The organism is Pseudooceanicola spongiae, from assembly GCF_014899185.1.
Lineage (GTDB): Bacteria > Pseudomonadota > Alphaproteobacteria > Rhodobacterales > Rhodobacteraceae > Pseudooceanicola > Pseudooceanicola spongiae.
In genome coordinates this window covers 2,586,208-2,605,469 of sequence record NZ_CP045201.1, presented here as the reverse complement: position 1 = coordinate 2,605,469, position 19,262 = coordinate 2,586,208, and the positions used below count along the sequence as shown (strand labels likewise).

At 66.0% G+C, this 19,262-nt stretch carries 14 protein-coding genes; 8 read left to right on the top strand and 6 right to left on the bottom strand.

The features are described 5' to 3' along the window. The first annotated feature begins 9 nt into the window (after positions 1-9). The 5 genes from F3W81_RS12230 to F3W81_RS12210 all read left to right on the top strand — a co-directional run bounded on the left by F3W81_RS12230 (position 10) and on the right by F3W81_RS12210 (position 10,348). Complete coding sequence (locus F3W81_RS12230) at positions 10-1,659, top strand: (2,3-dihydroxybenzoyl)adenylate synthase (RefSeq protein ID WP_193079440.1); 1,650 nt, start codon at positions 10-12, stop codon at positions 1,657-1,659. Continuing rightward, positions 1,656-1,904, top strand: coding sequence for a phosphopantetheine-binding protein (locus F3W81_RS12225; RefSeq protein WP_193079439.1), 249 nt, complete (start codon positions 1,656-1,658; stop codon positions 1,902-1,904). Before F3W81_RS12230 ends, F3W81_RS12225 begins: the two co-directional genes overlap by 4 nt. Further along, the gene (locus tag F3W81_RS12220) at positions 1,901-5,818 is read left to right on the top strand and encodes a non-ribosomal peptide synthetase (protein ID WP_226941665.1); all 3,918 of its coding nucleotides are present in this window, start codon (positions 1,901-1,903) and stop codon (positions 5,816-5,818) included. The genes F3W81_RS12225 and F3W81_RS12220 overlap by 4 nt, the downstream gene beginning before the upstream one ends. Positions 5,819-6,004: 186 nt before the next feature. Next, complete coding sequence (locus F3W81_RS12215) at positions 6,005-7,234, top strand: efflux RND transporter periplasmic adaptor subunit (RefSeq protein ID WP_226941664.1); 1,230 nt, start codon at positions 6,005-6,007, stop codon at positions 7,232-7,234. A gap of 6 nt (positions 7,235-7,240) precedes the next feature. Beyond that, the gene (locus F3W81_RS12210) at positions 7,241-10,348 is read left to right on the top strand and encodes an efflux RND transporter permease subunit (RefSeq protein ID WP_193079437.1); all 3,108 of its coding nucleotides are present in this window, start codon (positions 7,241-7,243) and stop codon (positions 10,346-10,348) included. Between the two features lie 48 nt (positions 10,349-10,396). Here F3W81_RS12210 and F3W81_RS12205 read toward each other — a convergent pair whose 3' ends face one another. Further along, entirely contained in the window at positions 10,397-10,690 is a 294-nt protein-coding gene (locus F3W81_RS12205; RefSeq protein WP_193079436.1) for a TFIIB-type zinc ribbon-containing protein, read from the bottom strand. Between the two features lie 319 nt (positions 10,691-11,009). Between F3W81_RS12205 and F3W81_RS12200 the strand changes: the two genes are divergently transcribed. Then, positions 11,010-11,711 (top strand): response regulator transcription factor, encoded by a 702-nt coding sequence (locus F3W81_RS12200; protein ID WP_193079435.1) that lies wholly within the window; start codon positions 11,010-11,012, stop codon positions 11,709-11,711. A 157-nt stretch (positions 11,712-11,868) separates the two neighbouring features. Further along, entirely contained in the window at positions 11,869-12,573 is a 705-nt protein-coding gene (locus F3W81_RS12195) for a hypothetical protein (RefSeq protein ID WP_193079434.1), read from the top strand. Positions 12,574-12,582: 9 nt separating this feature from the next. On the opposite strand, the gene F3W81_RS12190 is transcribed toward F3W81_RS12195, so the two are convergent. Together F3W81_RS12190 and F3W81_RS12185 are read right to left on the bottom strand one after the other, a co-directional pair. Continuing rightward, a complete protein-coding gene (locus F3W81_RS12190; RefSeq protein WP_193079433.1) occupies positions 12,583-13,011 on the bottom strand; it encodes a DUF4864 domain-containing protein in 429 nt (142 codons plus the stop codon). A gap of 119 nt (positions 13,012-13,130) precedes the next feature. Further along, complete coding sequence (locus F3W81_RS12185) at positions 13,131-14,726, bottom strand: lysine--tRNA ligase (RefSeq protein ID WP_193079432.1); 1,596 nt, start codon at positions 14,724-14,726, stop codon at positions 13,131-13,133. 158 nt (positions 14,727-14,884) lie between these two features. Here F3W81_RS12185 and F3W81_RS12180 point away from each other — a divergent pair, with 158 nt between their 5' ends. Further along, positions 14,885-15,310, top strand: coding sequence for a tellurite resistance TerB family protein (locus F3W81_RS12180; protein WP_193079431.1), 426 nt, complete (start codon positions 14,885-14,887; stop codon positions 15,308-15,310). 23 nt (positions 15,311-15,333) lie between these two features. On the opposite strand, the gene dacB is transcribed toward F3W81_RS12180, so the two are convergent. The 3 genes from dacB to F3W81_RS12165 form a co-directional block, all read right to left on the bottom strand. Continuing rightward, positions 15,334-16,857, bottom strand: coding sequence for a D-alanyl-D-alanine carboxypeptidase/D-alanyl-D-alanine endopeptidase (gene dacB, locus F3W81_RS12175; RefSeq protein WP_193079430.1), 1,524 nt, complete (start codon positions 16,855-16,857; stop codon positions 15,334-15,336). Between the two features lie 74 nt (positions 16,858-16,931). Beyond that, positions 16,932-17,540 (bottom strand): nicotinate-nucleotide adenylyltransferase, encoded by a 609-nt coding sequence (locus tag F3W81_RS12170; protein ID WP_226941663.1) that lies wholly within the window; start codon positions 17,538-17,540, stop codon positions 16,932-16,934. A 155-nt stretch (positions 17,541-17,695) separates the two neighbouring features. Then, the gene (locus tag F3W81_RS12165; protein ID WP_226941662.1) at positions 17,696-19,174 is read right to left on the bottom strand and encodes an AI-2E family transporter; all 1,479 of its coding nucleotides are present in this window, start codon (positions 19,172-19,174) and stop codon (positions 17,696-17,698) included. Positions 19,175-19,262 lie beyond the last annotated feature (88 nt).

Genomic DNA, 19,262 nt, shown 5'->3' with positions numbered 1-19,262 from the left:
AGCAGTCGCATGAAACCTCTCTCGCAGATATGGCCGCAGGACCGGGCCGAGCGCTACCGCGCGCTGGGCTACTGGCAGGGAGAGACCTTTCCGGCGTTGCTGCGCGCCCGCGCCGCCGCCCACCCCGACCGCACCGCGCTGGTCTGGCGCGATCAGCGGATCAGCTATCTTGAGCTGAACGATCAGGCCCGCCGCTTTGGCGCTGGGCTGCTGGAGCTGGGGCTGACACCGGGCGACCGGGTGCTGGTGCAGCTGGGCAATACCCCCGATTTCTTTCGCGCCGCCTTCGGTCTGTTTGCGGCCGGGCTGATCCCGGTCTACGCGCTGCCCGCGCATCGCCGTCTAGAGATCGAGCATCTGCTGACCCGCTCGGAAGCTGTCGCGATGATCATCCCCGACAAGGCCGATGGCTTTGATTATCGCCAAATGGCCGATGAGCTGGCCGAGGCCGTGCCTGCGCTGGCCCATATCATCGTCGCAGGCGAGGCCGGGCCGGATCATCACGCGATGATCGGCATCGCCGCCGACCCCGCCAGCCTGACCGCCGATCCCGACCCGCAGTCAGTGGCGTTTTCGCAGATCAGCGGCGGCTCGACCGGGCTGTCCAAGCTGATCCCGCGCACCCATGACGACTATATCTATAGCTTGCGCGAAAGTGCCCGGATCTGTGGGCTGGGGCCGCGTTCGGTCTATATGGCCGTGCTGCCGGTGGCGCATAACTTTACCATGTCGAGCCCCGGCACCTTTGGCGCGTTCTACGCCGGGTCGACCGTGGTGCTGTGCCCGTCGCCGGTGCCCGACGCCGCCTTTCCGCTGATCGCGAAAGAGGGCGTGACGATCACCTCGCTTGTGCCGCCGCTGGCCCTGCTGTGGATCGACGCGGCGCAGAAGATGCAGCCAGACCTGTCCTCGCTCGAGGTGCTGCAGGTCGGCGGGGCGAAGTTCCTGCCCGAATCCGCCCGCCGGGTCCGCCCGGTGCTGGGCTGCACGCTGCAACAGGTCTTCGGCATGGCCGAGGGGCTGGTGAACTACACCCGCCTTGATGACATCGAGGAAATCATCGTCACCACGCAAGGCCGCCCGATCAGCCCGGATGACGAGATCCTCGTGCTCGACGACGATGGCAAGCCGGTGCCCGAGGGTATGCCGGGGCACCTGCTGACGCGCGGGCCTTACACGATTTCCGCCTATCACGACGAACCCGCCGCCAATGCGCGCAGCTTTGAAGACGGCTATTACCGCACCGGCGATATCGTCGCGCGCCAGCCCTCGGGGCATCTGATCGTGCAGGGGCGCGCGGGCGATCACATCAACCGCGCCGGCGAAAAGATCTCGGCCGAGGAGGTGGAGGATCACCTGCTGGCGCATCCGGCGGTCTTCGATGCCGTGGTCGTCTCGATCCCCGATGCCCATCTGGGCGAGCGTATCTGCGCCTTCATCAAGCCGCGTGAGGGCGAGACGCCGAGGGCGCTGGATATCCGCAAGTTCATGCGGACCCGCCAGATCGCAGCGTTCAAGATCCCGGATGAGATCCGGCTGATCGACACCTTCGGGACCACCGCCGTCGGCAAGATCTCGCGTCGTCACCTGCGTCAGCAGCTGCGCGCAGAGGTGCTGGCGGATGAGGCCAAGACCGCAAGCGAAACGGAAAACACATGACCCAAGACACTGAAGTCCTGACCAAAGATCAGATGCGCGCTGATATTGCCGCCCAGATCGGCGTCGCCCCCGAGGAGGTCGAAGCGGAGGAAAGCCTTGTCGATCAGGGCCTTGATTCCATGCAGGTGATGACCCTGCTGATGCACTGGGGCGAGACGATCAAGGGCCTCGATTTCGCGCGCTTCATGGAGGCCGAGACGCTGGACGACTGGTGGCAGATCGCGCACGAGGCGCAATCCGCGTGAGCTCTCTGCCCCCTGTACCGGCTGACGCGCAGCCGCTGAGCGAGGCCCAGAAGGGCATCTGGTACGCGCAGCGCCGCGACATGGGCAGCCCCGTCTTCATGACCGGTCAGGCGCTGAGCCTGCGTGGCCCGCTGGACCTTGCCGCGCTCAGCGCCGCCGTGGCGCAAGTGGGGGCGGAGGCCGAGTGCCTGTCGCTGCGCTTTGCGGAAACTCCGGACGGTCCCGTACAGTGGCTGGCGGCGGACGGTGCCCCGGCGCTGGTGGTGCGTGATCTCTCGGGCGAGGCGGACCCCGAAGCGGCGGCCTCTGTCGCGATCAAGGCCGAGGCGAAAGGCCCGGTTGATCTGCACAACGGGCCAGTTGCGGGCTTCACCCTCTGGGTGCTGGCCCCCGACCACCATATCCTGAGCGAGCGCATTCACCACCTCGCCGCCGACGGTTACGCCATGGTGCTGATCACCAACCGCATTGGCGAGCTGTATTCGGCAGCCTGCACGGGCCGTGCGCCGGGGCCGGGCTTTCCGCCCTACGCGCAGTCGCTGGAGGCCGAGGCAAAATACCTCGCCGCCCCGAAACGCGACAAGGACCGGGCCTATTGGCACGAGACGCTGGCGACCCTCGGCGTGGTTGAAGGCATGGCGGCGGGTGAGCCGGTCAGCGACCACTGGTTCCACCGCGCAGAAGTCCCCCTCAGCGCCGCCGCGCGCGACCGGCTGCACGCACTGGCGGCAGAGGTCGGGCTGAACTGGGCCGATGTGCTGAGCGCTCTGGCGGGGGCTTACGTGGCCCGCTGCCTGCCCGTCGCTCCGGGAGAGGAGGACGTGCCGCGCGAGGTCGTCCTTGGTGTGCCGCTGATGAACCGCATGGGCTCAAAGGCCGCGCGGGTGCCTTGTACTATGGTCAACGTGTTGCCGCTGCGCCTGACGGTGCGGGAGGATCTGCCGCTGGTCGATTGGCTCTCCGAGGCGGCGCAGGGCATGGCCGCGATGCGCCGCCACGGCAAATATCGTGGCGAGGCGCTGCGGCGCGAGATGCAGCGCATCGGCGCGGGCAAGCGCCTGCATGGGCCGCTGGTCAACGTGCTGCCGTTCGATGCGACGCCGAAGATGGCGGGGCTGGAGACGCAGTTGCAGATCCTCGGCGCGGGCTCGGTCGACGACATTACCTTTTGTTTCCGGGGGGATGGACAGTCGGGGCTGCTGGTGCAGGCCGATTGCAACCCCAGGCTCTATGACCTTGCGAGCACGCAGGCCCATGCCACGCGGCTGGCGACCTATCTGGAGGCGGCGCTGTTCGCGCCCGACCTCGCCGGGGTGCCGACGCTGACGCAGGCCGAGACGGTGCAGCACCTCGTCACCCGCAACGCCACCGGGCATTCGGTGCCCGAGACGACGCTGGTCGCGCTGACCCGCGCGCAGATCGCCGCGACGCCTGAGGCCGAGGCGCTGGTCTTCGGCGCCGAGCGTCTGACTTATGCCGAGCTGGACCGGCGCAGCGACACCCTCGCGCGGCATCTGGCGGGGCAGGGGATCGGGCCGGGCGATGTGGTGGCGGTGGCGCTGCCGCGCTCTGTCGCGCTGATCGTGGCGTTGCAGGGCGTGATCCGCGCCGGGGCGGCCTATGTGCCGCTCGACCCCGAGGATGCCTCGGCCCGGCGCGCCGATATGCTGGCGCGCGCCATGCCCAAGGTGATCTTGGCGGAGGCTGGTTTCGATGCCGCGGGTCACGTGGCGCCCCTCCTGCCGCCCGCGCTTTGGGGCACCGGGGCGCAGGCCGAGCCGACACCGCCCGGCCCCCATGATCCGGCCTATGTGCTGTTCACGTCCGGCTCTACCGGCACGCCGAAGGGGGTGGTGATCGAACATGACGCCATCGTCAACCGGCTGCTCTGGATGCAAGCCGAATACAACTTTGGCCCCGGCGACCGCATCCTGCAGAAGACCCCCGCGACCTTCGATGTCTCCGTCTGGGAGTTCTTTCTGCCGTTCCTGAGTGGGGCCACGCTGGTCGTTGCCCCGCCGGGCGCGCATCGCGATCCGTCTGCGCTGGCGCAGTTGATCCGCGATCATGCGATCACGACGCTGCACTTCGTGCCGTCGATGCTGGCGCTGTTTCTGGCCGCCCCCGCTTCGCAAGGCCTTCAGATCGCGAAGGTTTTCGCCAGTGGCGAAGCTCTGCCAGCTCACCTTGCTGCGCAGTTCCACGCCCGTATCGAGGGGCGTCTGCACAACCTCTATGGCCCGACCGAGGCCGCCGTTGACGTCACCTACCGCGAGGCGCGGGCGGAGGAACCCGGTGCCTCGGTGCCGATCGGCACGCCGGTCTGGAACACGCGCACATACCTGCTAGACCCGCGTGGGCGGCCTGTGCCGGACGGTGTGGCGGGGCGGCTGTACCTTGCGGGGCGGCAGTTGGCGCGTGGCTACCTCGGCCAGCCCGATCTGACGGCAGAGCGGTTCCCGGCCGATCCTTTCGTGCCGGGCGAGCGGATGTATGACACCGGCGATCTGGCCTTTGCGGCGGCCGACGGCACGCTGACCTATATCGGGCGCGCCGACCATCAGGTGAAGATCCGCGGCGTGCGGATCGAGCTGGGCGAGATCGAGGCGGTGCTTGAGGGCACGGGCCTTGTTGCGCAGGCCGCCGTTCTGGCCCCCGCCGATCACTTGGGCCAGGCGCAGCTGGTTGCCTATGTGGTGCCGCGCGCGGGCGTCGAGGTGGCAGCGATCCGAGAGGCGCTTGCGGCGCGTCTGCCGTCGATGATGATGCCCGCCGCCATCGTGCCGTTGCAGGCGTTTCCGCTGAACCCCAGTGGCAAGCTGGACCGCAAGGCGCTGCCCGCGCCACAGCTGTTTGCCTCAGCCCCTGCGCGCGCGCTGCGCGACGGGACCGAGGCGCTGCTGGGCCGGGCCTATGCCGAGGTGCTGGGCCTGCCCGCCCCGGTCGCGCCGGAGACGGACTTTTTCGCCGCCGGGGGGGACAGTCTGAAGGCGGTGCGTCTGACGCTGCTGCTGGAGGAAGAGCTGGGCCGCGATCCCGGTCTCGGCACCCTGTTCGAGGTGCCGGTGCTGGCCGATCTGGCCCGCAAGCTCGACGCCGAAGCGCAGCACGACGATGGCCTTGGCCCCGTGGTGCATCTGTCGCCGCGCAAGGGCGACGCGCCACGCCGCCTCTTTGCGATCCACCCCGCAGGCGGTATCGCCTGGTGCTATCGCGGCCTCGCACGCGCGCTGAAGGGGGCGGAGGTCATCGGCATCCAGTCGCCGCTGCTCGACCCCGACGCGCCTTTGCCCGACAGCCTGTCGTCCCTCGCCCATGACTACTGCGACCGGATCGAGGCGCTGTGCCCGAGCGGCCCGATCCACCTGCTCGGCTGGTCGCTGGGGGGCATCATCGCCCATGCCATCGCCGCTGAGGCGGAGGCGCGCGGGCGCGAGGTTGGCCAGCTGGTCCTGCTCGATGCCTATCCGTCGGAATGCTGGCGCAATGAGCCTGAGCCGGACGAGGGCGCGGCGATCCGCGCGCTGCTGGCCATCGCGGGACATGACCCGGATGCCTATCCGCATCTGGTGACGCGCACCGATATCCTCGGGTTCCTGCGCGAAACCGGGCATCCGCTGGGGCAGTTGCCCGAGGCGGTGCAGCATGGCGTCGTGCGGTCTGTTCAGCAGACCAACCGGCTGGTGCGCAGCCACCGCGAACGCCGCGTCGTGGCTCCGCTGCTGCATGTCCATGCGCGGCTTGATCATGCGGGCACCGGGCGCAGTCCCGATCTGTGGCGCCCCTATGCCGGCGACGTGCGGGTGCTGGAGCTGGAGTGCCGCCACGCCGATGTCGTCTCGGACGCCAATGCACTGCGGATCGCGCAGGCGGTGCGCGCGGCCCCTGCACAGCGCAGGCTGGAACATTCCTGAACGCGCGGACCCGGGGGGCTGACTGGGCCAGACAGGCGCACTTTCAATAAGCGACAGGGCCGTTTTTTCGCCCTGCTCGCGGAAAGTTGTGCGCCCCGGCGGCGGAAAATCCTGATAGCGCCGTGTAAGGACAAAGCTCGGGGCTGCGGTGCAGTTCACGGGATGCAGGTATTCGGAGTAAGCAGTTTGGCCAGAGATTTCCTTTCGCGCATATCGGTGACGATTCCCTGTCTGGTTGTCGCGCTGAGCCTTGGGATATCGCAGGGCGCGCTGGCGCAGGGGCGTCCGCCGACGGGGCCGAGCGAAGTGGGCGTGGTTGCGCTGGCGCAGCAGAGCGTGCCCTATACGGTGACCCTGCCGGGGCGCGCCGTGGCCCATGACCAGACCGAAGTGCGCCCGCGCGTCGAGGGCGTGATCGAGGAGATCGCCTATACCTCCGGGGCGACGGTTTCGGCGGGGGATCTGCTGTTCCGGCTGGACAGCGACACCTATGAGGCGGCGCTGGAGGCCGCGAAGGCCGCCAAGGTCAGTGCCGAATCCGCGTTGGCGGCGGCGACCTCGACCGTCACGCGCTATCGCAAGCTCAACGGTGTCGGCATCACCCAGTCCGATCTGGACAGCGCCGAGGCCGGACTGGCGCAGGCGCAGGCCAATGTCGCCTCCGCGGCGGCGGCGCTGAAGACCGCGCAGCTGAACCTGGACCGCACCGACATCCGCAGCCCGATCAATGGCATCGTCGATCTGCCGCAGTTTTCGGTCGGGGCGCTGGTCACCGCCAATCAGAGCGATCCCCTGACCACCGTCACCTCGATCAACCCGATCTATGTCGATGTGCAGGAAAGCTCGGCCCGGATGCTGCGGGTGCGCAACCGGATCGAGATGGGCACCCTGCAGCCCGTCGATCCGCTGGGCATCGTGCTGACACTGGAAACCGGCGCGACCTATGAGGGGGCGGGCACGCTGGTCAGCCCGCGCATCCAGGTCTCGACCACCACGGGCAGTCTCGATTTCCGCATTCAGTTCGACAACCCTGACCGGCTGATCCTGCCGGGGCAGTTCCTGCGCGTCGCCCTGACGCTGGGGACAACGCAGGCGATCCTTGTGCCGCAACGCGCCACCTCGCGCAGCTCGGACGGATCGCTGACCGCCTATCTCGCGCGCGATGGCATCGCACATGAGGTCACGCTGACCGCGCAGGGCGCCTATCAGAACGCCTGGATCGTCACCGATGGCGTTGCGCCGGGCGACCAGCTGATCGTCGACGGGCTGCGCAACCTCAAGGCGGGGGCCGAGATCACCACCATCCCCGTCACCATCGACAAGGATGGTCTGGTCGAGGAAACGCCCGGCACACAGGCACCGGGAGGCGCGACGCCCGAAGGTCAGGCTCCGGCCGCCCCGAAAGCCGGAGAATAACCGCAGATGGTCCACTTCTTCATTCACCGCCCGGTGTTCGCCTGGGTGCTGGCGATTGTCACCATGCTGGCCGGGGCCTTTGCCTTTACCCGCCTGCCGGTGTCGCAATACCCCGACATCGCGCCGACCACGATCCGCATCTCGGCCTCCTATACCGGGGCGACGGCGGATGCGGTGCAGAACTCGGTCACCACGGTGATCGAGGATTCGCTGACCGCCATCGACGGGCTGCTCTATTCCAACTCCACCTCGCGGCAGGGGCGGTCGTCGATCACGCTGACCTTCGACGAAAGCGTCGATCCCATCGATGCCCAGAACGAGGTCCAGTCCAAGGTCAGCCAGATCGAGAGCCAGCTGCCCGAGCGGGTGCGGACCTCGGGTGTCAATATCTCACGCTCGTCGGATTCGATCCTGATGGTGGGGGCGCTGGTGTCGACGGATGCGCAGTATTCCACCGTGCAGCTGGGTGATATCCTCGACAATATGGTCAAGGGGCCGGTGCAGCGGACCGAAGGCGTCGGCGGCATCAACATCTTCGGCTCGGGCTACGCGATGCGCATCTGGCTCGACCCGCTGTCGCTGGCGCAATACCAGCTGACGCCGACGGATGTGACGGCCGCCGTGGCCGCGCAGAACACCACTGTCTCGGTCGGCTCGCTGGGCGAGCTGCCGACGACCGAGGGCCAGCAGTTCACCGCGACGATCACCGCACAAAGCCAGCTGACCTCGGCCGAAGCCTTCGAGAGCATTCTGCTCAAGACCGAGCCGGATGGCAGCGCCGTCTACCTCGGCGATGTCGCCCGCGTCGAGATCGGGCAGGAAAGCTATGGCACCAGTTCGTTCTTTGACGGCGAAAATGCCGCGGGTTTCGGCATCAACCTCGCCACCGGGGCGAATGCTGTCGATACGGCGGCGGCAGTGCGCGCGACGCTGAGCGGGCTGATGGGCGCGCTGCCCGCCGGGGTCGAGGTGCATTACGCCTATGACACCTCGCCCTTCGTGCAGCTGTCGATCGAGAAGGTCTATCACACGCTGGCCGAGGCCGTGTTCCTCGTGCTGTTGGTGATCCTGATCTTCCTGCAGAAATGGCGCGCGACGCTGATCCCGATCATTGCCGTGCCGGTGGTGCTGATGGGCACCTTCGCGGTGCTGGGGGCGGCGGGTTATTCGATCAACACGCTGACCATGTTCGCCATGGTGCTGGCCATCGGCCTGCTGGTCGATGACGCCATCGTCGTGGTCGAGAACGTCGAGCGGGTGATGGAGGAGGACGGCATCGGCCCCCTCGCCGCGACCGAGAAATCCATGGGGCAGATCACTGGCGCGCTGATCGGCATCGCGCTGGTGCTCTCGGCGGTGTTCCTGCCTATGGCGTTCTTTGGCGGCTCGACCGGGGTGATCTACCGACAGTTCTCGATCACCATCATCACCGCCATGGTGCTGTCGGCGCTGGTGGCGCTGATCCTGTCGCCGGCGCTCTGCGCGACGATGCTGACCCAGACCGAACATGGCGGCGGCATCGCCCCGGCGCGCTGGTTCAACCGCAACTTCGACCGCATCACCAATGGCTATGCGGGGGCGGTCAAGCGGCTGCTGCGTGTGCCGGTGCTGATGATCCTGCTGCTGGGCGGCATCACCTTTGGCGCGGCGACGCTCTATACCAAGCTGCCCTCGTCCTTTCTGCCGGCCGAGGATCAGGGCGTCATGATGGTGATCATCAGCCTGACCGAAGGCTCGACCACCGCGCAGACGCAGGCCGTGGTCAACCAGATCGACGACTATCTGCGCACCGAGGAACGCGAAACGGTGGAAAGCACCTTTGCCTCGCTCGGCTTCGGGTTCGGCGGGTCGGGTCAGAACGCTGCGATGCTGTTCATCAAGCTGAAGGATTTCGACGCACGCACCGGCGACGGGGCGGCGGCGGGGGATGTCGTGGCGCGGGGCAATGCCCGCTTTGGCCGCCTGCGCGCCGGGCGCGTGACCTTCATCCAGCCGCCCGCCATTCCGGGCCTCGGCAATACCTCGGGCTTTTCGATGTACCTTGTCGATCAGGGCGGCAATGGCACCGAGGCGATGATCGCCGCCTCCGCCCAGCTGGAGGCGATGGCCACCGAGGACGGACGCGCCACCGGCCTGCGGATTTCCGGCGACGAGGACGAAGCCGTCCTGCGCATCAACATCGACCAGCAGAAGGCCGAGAGCCTCGGGCTGACGCTGTCGTCGCTGAACTCGATGATGTCGGTGATTTTCTCCGGCTCTTCCGTCAACGATTTCAACATGAACGGCAACCTGCGCCCGGTGATGGTGCAGGCCGATGCGCCATACCGGATGCAGCCCGAAGACATCGAGAGCTGGTATGCCCGCAATTCCAGCGGCGAGATGGTGCCGTTTTCCGCCTTCATGACGACCGAGTGGGTCTCGGCCTCGCCGTCGCTGTCGCGCTACAACGGCACCTCGGCGATGAGCGTCTCTGGCTCTCCCGCGCCCGGCGTGTCCTCGGGCGAGTCGATGGACGCGATGGAGGAGCTGACCGCCCAGCTGCCCGGCGGCTACGGCGTCGCCTGGACCGGGCTGTCGTATCAGGAGCGGCAGTCGGGCAATCAGGCGCCCTACCTCTATGCGCTGTCGGTGATGGTGGTCTTTTTGTCGCTGGCGGCGCTGTACGAGAGCTGGTCGATCCCCTTCTCGGTGATGCTGGCGGTGCCGGTCGGCATCCTCGGCGCGCTGGTCGCGGCCTGGGTTACGGGCGGCTCGAACGACGTCTACTTCAAGGTCGGGTTGCTGACGACCATCGGGCTGGCGGCCAAGAACGCCATTCTGATCGTCGAGTTCGCCAAGGGGCTTGAGGCGCAGGGCAAGGATCTGGTCGAGGCCACGGTCGAGGCCGCGCGGATGCGGCTGCGCCCGATCCTGATGACCTCCTTCGCCTTCATGCTGGGCGTCGTGCCGCTGGCCATTGCCAACGGCGCCGGGGCCGCCGCGCAGAATGCCATCGGCGTCGGGGTGCTGGGGGGCATGATGGCCGCGACCTTCATCGGCGTCTTCATGGTGCCGAGCTTTTATGTCGTCGTGCGCCGCCTGACCGATCGCCGCGTGCGTCGTCAGAAGGCCTGATGCAGAGCAGGCGGCGATCGGTCAGGCGGCCGCCTGTCTGGCTGCGCCTCAGAAATCGAACAGCTCTTTCAGCAGGGACGACTTCTTCTTGCGCTTGTCATAGCGCGGATCATAGGGGCGGCTGTCGTCGCGATACCCCTCGCGCCCGTAGCCATCCCGTGGGTCGCGGTTGGGCGCAACGCGCACTGGTTGCTCGGGCACGAGATCCTCGGCAGAGCGGTCGATGATCTTGTCCAGCTCTCCCCGGTCCAGCCAGATGCCACGGCATTTCGGGCAGTAGTCGATCTCGACCCCCTGCCGTTCGGTCATCGTCAGGTCGGTCCCATCCACAGGGCATTTCATCGCGCAAACTCCTCATTTCACTCGATCTGAAATGGGAACGCCAGGGCGCTGCATCAATAAACGTCTGCGTGATCGGTTAACCAAGCCGCTGAAAAAGCATGGTTAATTACGAAAATTGGAATGACCGGCGGGGCGAAGCAGGGTATATATCGTCTTACGCCCTCGGACGGATCAGCACCGGACCAGAGCGGCGATGCGGTAGAACACCGTCCCTTCTTTTCACTTGAGTACGACGGTGTGGGCCGCAGGTGCGTCCCATGCCTTGACCGCCTTGCATCCTCTCATCCTCGGCTCATCCCCGCAGGATAGGAGACTTGCTATGCGCCTTCTCGTCACAGACACCACCTGGAACATTGCCGGCCTGGCGCATGCCATGGGCGAAGAGGGATTCTATATCACCGAGGCCGCCACTGGCGCCGAAGTGCTGGAATACGTCGCCTCGGCCGAACAGAATGCCGTCATTATCGACCCCGATCTGCCGGATATGGAGGCGGTCAGCCTGATCACCCGGCTGCGCACCGAATACCCCCGGCTGGTGATCTGCGTCGTGTCGCGCAGCGTCACCGAGGCGGATCGCACCCGGTTCATGATCCGTGGCGCCGATGACGTGATCGAGTGGCCCTGCAAGCGCGCCGAAATCGCCGCCCGTCTGCGCGCCTACGTCCGCCGGACCGCCGGATTTGCCCAGCCTGTGCTGGAAGCGGGCGACCTCAGCGTCGATATCGACCAGCGCAAGGTGCGTTTCGGGGATATGCCGATCCACCTGACCCGGCTGGAGTACGAGCTGATCGAAATGCTGGTCCTGCGTGGCGGGGCCATGGTCAGCCGCGAACAGGTGATGATGCAGCTCTATGCCTGGCAGGATGAACCCGACGCGAAGATCGTCGACGTCTACATCTGCCGCATCCGCGCCAAGCTGGCCGCCATCGGCGCGGGCACCGAGGTGATCGTCACCAGCTTTGGCCAAGGCGTCCGTATGCCGGTCCTCAGCCGGCCGCGCGAGGTGCCCGCCGCCGCCTGAGCGGGCGGGGAGGTCCGGGGGACAGAGTTTCCGCACCTCGTGCCCCCGGACATTAGCGAATCGTTAACCAATTTCTCCCAAGGGTGGGGTGTACGTCGGCAGTCAGGGGGCCGGGACGCCAGCAGATCAGCAGCCAACCGGGTGAAGGGGAACGGGGATGGTCCTTCCGGTGCGCTTCAAGGTTCGCAGGGCGTCCCGGCTCTGGCGTGCCGGGGCGATGCGCTTTACGGCCTTTCTGACGCTTGTTGCGCTTGCCGCCGGGCCAGCGCAGGCCGGGGCCTGGCCCCGGGGCAAGGGCAAGCACTTCGCCTCGGCCGCACTGCGCTTTCACAGCGGCACCGGGGCCGACTGGACCAAGTCCCTGACCTATTACCACGAATATGGCCTCAGCGATCAGATCAACATCGGCGTCGATTTCGGCGGCGCGATCTCGGGCTTCGACAAGCTGATCTTCTTTGCCAGCGTGCCCCTGCCGGCGATGTTCGGGGTCAATATCTCGTCCGAGCTGGGGGTTGGTGTCGTCGCGGGCGAGGCCGTGGTGCGGCCGGGCTTTTCCCTCGGGCGCGGCCTCAGCAAACCCTCGGGCTGGGTCACGCTGGAGGGCGCTGCCGAGTATTTCAGCCAGAGCGATGCCGTCGACTGGAAGCTGGACAGCACCTTCGGGCTGACCCTGAGTGACCGCGCCAAGACCTATGTGCAGCTGCAGACCGGCCACCAGCACGGCGATTTGCCTTTTGCGCGGATCGCTGGGTCGTTTGCGTGGCAGCTGAAACCACGGCTGACACTGGATCTGGGGGCCTCGACCAGCCTGATGAACAGCGAGCGTTATCGCCTCAAGTTCGGGGTCTGGCGCGAGTTCTGAAGCAGGGCGTCAGACGGCCAATCCGGGCTGTTTGACCATGCGCACAGCGTCGATCTTCCAGCCTTCGGGCGTCTGGATCATGGCGTATTCCAGAAAGTGCAGGGTGCCCTCGGCGTCCTCGATCTGAACCGTCTGATAGAGCAGGCCGTCACGTTCCTGCTGCCCGACAAAGCGGTGGTCGCGGGCGTGATGCACCATGGGATATCCGCTGCGCACCATGGCCCCGAAGGCGTCGACGGTGCCGAAGATGCCCTGAATGGTCGGGCTGGCATAGGTCCAGGCGCGGTCGAAATCCTCCGCATCAAAGGCCTGCAATTGCTGGGAAATCACCGCCTCGGGTCCACCCGCATCCTGCGCGCGCGCCATCGGCGGCATCAGCAGGGACACGGCAAAGACCAGCAGAGCCAGAGCGACCGCGACAAGTGATAGTGCCTTCATGACAAACCGCTCCCTAAGATGTTACCTGAAGTTACGCAGGCGGAGGCGGTTTGGTTTCATTTCTTTTGAAATCAGCTGCGGATAGGCAAAAAGGCGCCCCTCGGGGCGCCCTTTTCGTTTCACTCGGCCGTGGTCGTGACGAACTTGCCCGTCAGTGCCTCGTCGATCAGATCGGCGGTCTCGGACACACCGTAAAGCGCGATGAACCCGCCAAAGCGCGGCCCCTGACTGGCCCCGAGCAGCACCTCGTAGAGGGCGGTGAACCAGTCGCGCAGCGGCTCGAAACGCTCCTTGCCGACGGCGTAAACCTCTGTTTGCAGGGCTTCATCCTCGATCGGGCCATCCCAGACACGCAGCTTGTCGCGCAGCTCGATCAGGGCTTCGCGCTCCAGATCGGTGGCGGCGCGGAAGGTCTTTTCGGGCTTCACGAAGTCATTGTAGTAGCGCACGGCAAAGCCCGCCGCCTGATCCATCTGCGGATTGGTCTCGGCATTGGCGTCGGGCGCATAGCGGCGGATGAAGCCCCAGAGCGTCTCCTTGTCCTCAGCACCCGAAACCGAGGCGAGGTTGAGCAGCATCGTGAAGGGCACAACCATGTCGCTGGCCGGCACGTTGTGGCCATGGATGTGGAACACCGGGTTGGCCAGCCGCTGTTTGGCGTCCTGATCGGCATAGGCGCGCAGCTGCTGGTGATATTCGTCCATCGCGCGCGGTATGACGTCGAAATACATCCGCTTGGCCGTCTTCGGCTTCTGATACATGAAATAGCTCAAGCTCTCGGTGCTGGCATAGCTCAGCCACTGGTCGATCGAGATGCCGTTGCCCGAGGTTTTGGAGATCTTCTGGCCTTTGTCGTCGAGGAACAGCTCATAGCTGAAATGCTCGGGCTTCTTGCCGCCGAGGATTTCGCAGATCCGGTCATAGATCGGCGTGTTGGTCGAGTGGTCCTTGCCGTACATCTCGAAGTCGACGTCCAGCGCGGCCCAGCGGGCGCCGAAGTCGGGCTTCCACTGCAGTTTCACATTGCCGCCGGTGACGGGCAGGGTCCATTCGCGGCCCTCTTCGTCGTCGAAGGTGATGGTGTAGTTGGCCCGGTCGACGCTTTTCATCGGCACATAGAGCACGCGCCCGGTCTCGGGGTGGATCGGCAGGAAGATCGAATAGGTCGCCGCGCGCTCCTCGCGCAGGGACTTCAGCATGACCTTCATCACGTCATCATATTTGTCGACGGCGCGTTTCAGAACCTCGTCGAACTGGCCGGTGCTGTAGAATTCGGTGGCCGAATAGAACTCGTACTCGAACCCGAACCCGAAGGTATCGAGGAAGCGGCGCAGCATGGCGTTGTTGTGGTGGCCAAAGCTCTCGAACTCGCCAAAGGGATCGGGCACCTTCGTCAGCGGACGGTGCAGGTTTTTCTGCAGCATCTCCTGATTGGGGACGTTGCCGGGGATCTTGCGCATCCCGTCCATATCGTCGGAAAAACAGATCAGACGGGTCGGGATGTCCGAGATCACCTCGAACGCGCGGCGGATCATCGTGGTGCGCAGCACTTCGCCAAAAGTGCCGATATGGGGCAGGCCGGAGGGGCCATAGCCCGTCTCGAACAGCACAAAGCCCTTTTCGGGTGGCACCTTTTCGTACCGCTTGGCCAGACGGCGGGCCTCTTCGAAAGGCCAGGCCTTCGATTCAAGTGCAGCGTCGCGCAGGTCTGACATGGTTCACTCCATCGGTTCTGATGCCCTTGGGCGGGCTATTCCCCTTGTGGGACTGGCGCTTCCTATTGCCCGCACCCGGATAGGTCAATATTCTGGCCCCAAGCCAGCGCAATCGGTTTTTGCGCGCATCTCTTTATTTTACACAAGGCTCGCACCCCATGACCCTAGATGACCCCCATTCGCTTTCGCCGCAGGATTGCCTTGTCCTGCTGATGATCGCGGTTTCCGTCTCCGACGAAACCGTCCGCACGTCCGAGTTGATCAAGATCGAAAATCAGGTCAACACGCTGCCGATCTTCGCCGATTACGACGATTCCCGCATCAGTAACCTGTCGCAGGTCGTGTTCGATCTGTTCGCCGAGGAGGACGGTCTGGACGCCCTGTTCGGCCTGATGCGCGAACATCTGCCCGAGCGGCTGTTCGAGACCGCCTATGCGCTGGCCTGTGACGTGGCCGCCGCCGATGGCACCCTGCGCGAACCCGAGCTGCGCCTGCTGGAGGAAATCCGCTACGAGCTGTCGCTGGACCGCCTGCACGCCGCCGCGATCGAGCGGGGCGCGCGCGCCCGTCACCTCACGCTGTAACAGTTACCTCACGCTGTAACGTCTCAGCCGGTGCCGTAGACGCCGCCCCAGCGTTCGATCAGGTCCTGTTGCAGGTTGCGTGCGCGCGCCAGCCAGGGCCTGCCGCCGGGGGGGCGTTCGCGCTGTTCCATCGGCAGGGTCTTGCGGATCTCGATGTCGCCCGAGAGCACCGCAAAGGCCATCGCCGTGCCGTCCGGCCCCACGACGTACCCCGCAAGGCCCGAGACGAAGTTCAGCGTGCCGGTCTTGGCCTGCACCGTCATCGGGCGATTTTTGTCGATGACCTTGCCGGCTTTCCTCAGGTTGATATCCTTCAGCAGCGGGCGCAGCTGATCCTGCGCCTGCCGCGAGGCCAGCATCGTCACCAGATCCGCGGTGGAAATGCGCGAGTCGTCCTCCAGCCCTGAGTGATCGACCATCGAGACCTCTGTCAGACCGAAGGCCTGCTTGGCCCAGACGCTCATCGCCTGCGCCGAGTCCCGCAGCGAGGTCGGCGCGACACCGCGCGCCACCGAAGCCGTCAGGCCGATGATTTCGGCTGTCAGGTTGGTCGAATAATACAGCATCTCCTTGATCACCTTGCTCAGCGGGCGGCTCTGATAGCTGGCCAGCTGGAAGGCATCGACGGGCAGGTCGCGCATCTCTTCGGGCGTGTCGAGGACGATGCCATAGGCGCGCGCAAGGGTCTGGAACACTTCGGCGGTATAGGCGGCAGGGCGGCGCACCGGCAGCCAGCGCGCGCCGTCGGCGGTGCCAAGGGCGGACTCGGCGACGGTCCATTCATCATGGCCGTTGCGGTCGTTGTAGGTGAAGATCGGGCCGGTGCGATCGGCCAGCGCCATGCTGGCGATGGTCACATCGGGGCGGTATTTGCCAGCGCGGGCATCCATCGTGATGGCCCATTTCCCGGCCACCTTCTTCCACTCGAAATGCACCCGGTTGTAGTTCAGGTTCAACCCCGAGACGCCGGGGTTATAGGCCACATGCGCAGGCTGTTCGATGTCGATCAGCCGCGCTTCGGGCAGCGAATGACCGTAGTAAAAGAACTTGCCCGTCACCTCTGTCACACCTGCCGCCTTCAGCCCGGCGGCCAGCTCGCCCAGATTGTCGGTGTCGAAATCCGGATCGCCGCCGCCTGCAAGGATCAGATCGCCCACCAGCTTGCCGCCCTCCATCGGGCCGGTGCCCAGCAGACGGGTGGTAAAGCGATACTCCGGCCCCAGCGTGTCCAGCGCGTAGAGCGTCGTCAGCGTCTTGGCGACACTGGCGGGGGGCAGGGGCTGGTGTGCCTCATGCCCCTCAAGGATCTGGCCATCGCTCAGCGCGGCCAGCGCAAAGGCGCTGTGGCCGCTGATCTTGTTGCGCTCCAGCAGCATGTTGATGGTGGGATAGCCGCCATTCTCCATCCGCTCCATCAGCCCCTCGGGGCGGTGACGGGGGCGGATCTTGGTGGTCGGACCATCGGCAAGCGCAGGGCGGGCGGCGGGCAGGGCGGCACTGCTGAACAGGCCAGCCAGCATCATCCGTCGGGAAATCTGAATTGTCATGAGCCTAGCTTAATTCTGTGCGCCAGCGCTGCCAAGGTGGGGCGGCGGCGGAAAGGGGCAGAGGCGCGGCAAGTTCAATCACTTTGTCGCCAGCCCCCGCGCTGACGGATCAGCGAGGATGAGATTCCGGTCATCGGCACGTTGACGAAACACCACGTCGGGGCCTTGCTGGAGCCGAGCAGACGGCTCTCGCGGCCGCGCAGACGGTAGCCGCGATAGATCCGTGCCGCGCGTGAGTTGCGCGCGCCGAGGCGTTCGCCCGGTCGTGCCAGCACGCCGATGGGGAAATTCTCCATGATCCAGCGCCATTCCTGCCACTTGTCGAACTGCACCAGATTGTCGGCCCCCATCAGCCAGACGAAGGTCACGCCGGGGTACATCTTTTGCAGCGCGCGCAGGGTCTGCGCGGTGTAGCGGGTGTTGGTGCGAGCCTCGATGCCGGTGATGCAGACGCGCGGATGCTGCACCAGCGCGCGACTGGCCGCCAGCCGGGTTTCCAGCGGCGCAGGCCCGTGGGTTTTCAGCGGATTGCCGGGGCTGACCAGCCACCAGACGGAATCCAGCCCGAAGCGCTTCAGCGCCTCGCGGGTGATATGGGCATGCCCTTCATGCGGCGGATCAAACGACCCTCCCAGCAGGCCGATGCGCTGACCGGCTCTGGCATATGGACGGCGTTGAACCACGTCGTCACGTCCCCTTCTGGCGGCAGTGCGCTCTGCAAGGCAGGGCGCACGCCAATTTCGACATTCGGCGGAGGTTGTGACGCAAGCGCTGGGAAAGTCAAACATTTACAGCACATCCCCCCAGCGGCCTGCGCGGCCATTGGGGGGATCCGGGGTTACTTCATCGGGTCAGGCCGGGGCAGCGTGCCGGAGGCCGGGCCCGACATCGGCCCCGACAGCGGGCGCGCCACGGTGGGTGCTCCGGCATAGGCGCCATGCCCGGCCTGCGAGCTGCTGTCATCCTTCGGCGCGGCCTGCTCTGCCGCTTTGCGACGGCGACGCCCCGGCAGACGCGGCGGAATGCTGGCGGCTGCGTTCAGCCCGGCGGACAGGGCCGCCTGCACACCACGCCTGCGCGGCGAGTGCTTGCGGCGCAGCGCGATCTTGCGCTCGCGCGCGGCGCTGCGGGTCTCGCCATCCAGAAACAGCGCGATCACATAGAGCCCGGGGATATTGTCGCAGAGCACCTTGAGGAACACGAGGAACGGCACCGCCATCAGCGCCCCTGCCACACCCCAGAGCCAGGCCCAGAAGATCACGGCAACAAACACCGCCGCCGCGTTCAGCCGCAGATGCCGCCCCACCAGATAGGGCGTGATCATCTGCCCCTCGATCGAGGTCAGCGTCATGTAGCTGATCGGCACCAGCAGCGCATGGCCAACGCTGTCAAACGTCACCAGCGCCACAGCGCCCGCCACCGCCGTGCCCAGCATCCCGCCCAGATATGGCAGGTAATTCAGCGCAAAAGCCGCCACGCCCCAGAGCAGGCCATAGGGCATCCCCAACAGGTGCAGGGTCGCGCCAATGGCAATGCCGAGCCCGGCGTTGATCACCGTGATCGCGCCCAGATAGCGCGAGATCTGACGCTCGACATCGCGGCTGATCCGGCGCGCCCGGCGCTTGTTGCCGAAGTCTGGAAAGCTCTCGACCAACTTGTGCTGGAACATATTGCCCGAGGCCAGCAGGAACATCGCCAGCAACATCGCGATGATCAACGCCGAGCCGGTGCCGGCCAGCGACGCCAGCGCCGTCTGCAGCATCGAGCCGTCATTGACCACGACCTGCGTGGCTTGATCCGCACTGCCGCCCGCCAGCTCCTGCATCTGTTCGCTGGCCTTCTGCATCCGCTCGACGTTCTGGGCGATATCCCAGAGCTTGATGCGCAGCTCCTGCTGGATTTCCGGGGCCTGCTGGATCAGCATCTGCGCCGGATAGCGCATCATGTAGATGCCATAGGCCATGGCGGAGCCGATGGAGAAAATGATCAACACCGCCGCGACGCCAGCCGGAATGCCCAGCTTGCCGAGCCAGCGCACCAGTGGCGCCAGCGTCAGCGCGATCAGCAGCCCCAGCACCAGCGGCAGCATCACCACCTTGGCCAGCGAAATCGACCAGAACAGGAACAGCACCAGCAAAGCCGCCAGCATGTATTCCATGCGCCGCATCATCGCGTCGGGGCGCGGCGGCTCGGTCGGGGGGGTGGGATAGGTGACATTCGAGGGCACCGGGCGCGGCGGCTCGGCGTCCTTGCTCTGCTCTGGATCGTTCTGATCCTCGGGGTGGTCCGTTGCGTCCTGCCCCTTGCCGTCGTCCATGTATTGCCTGCCTGACCTTTGCAAAGCGCCGGACCAATCCCGTGCTTAACATGTTCAACGCCCGCGTGTGCGAAAGGGTTCCTGCGCG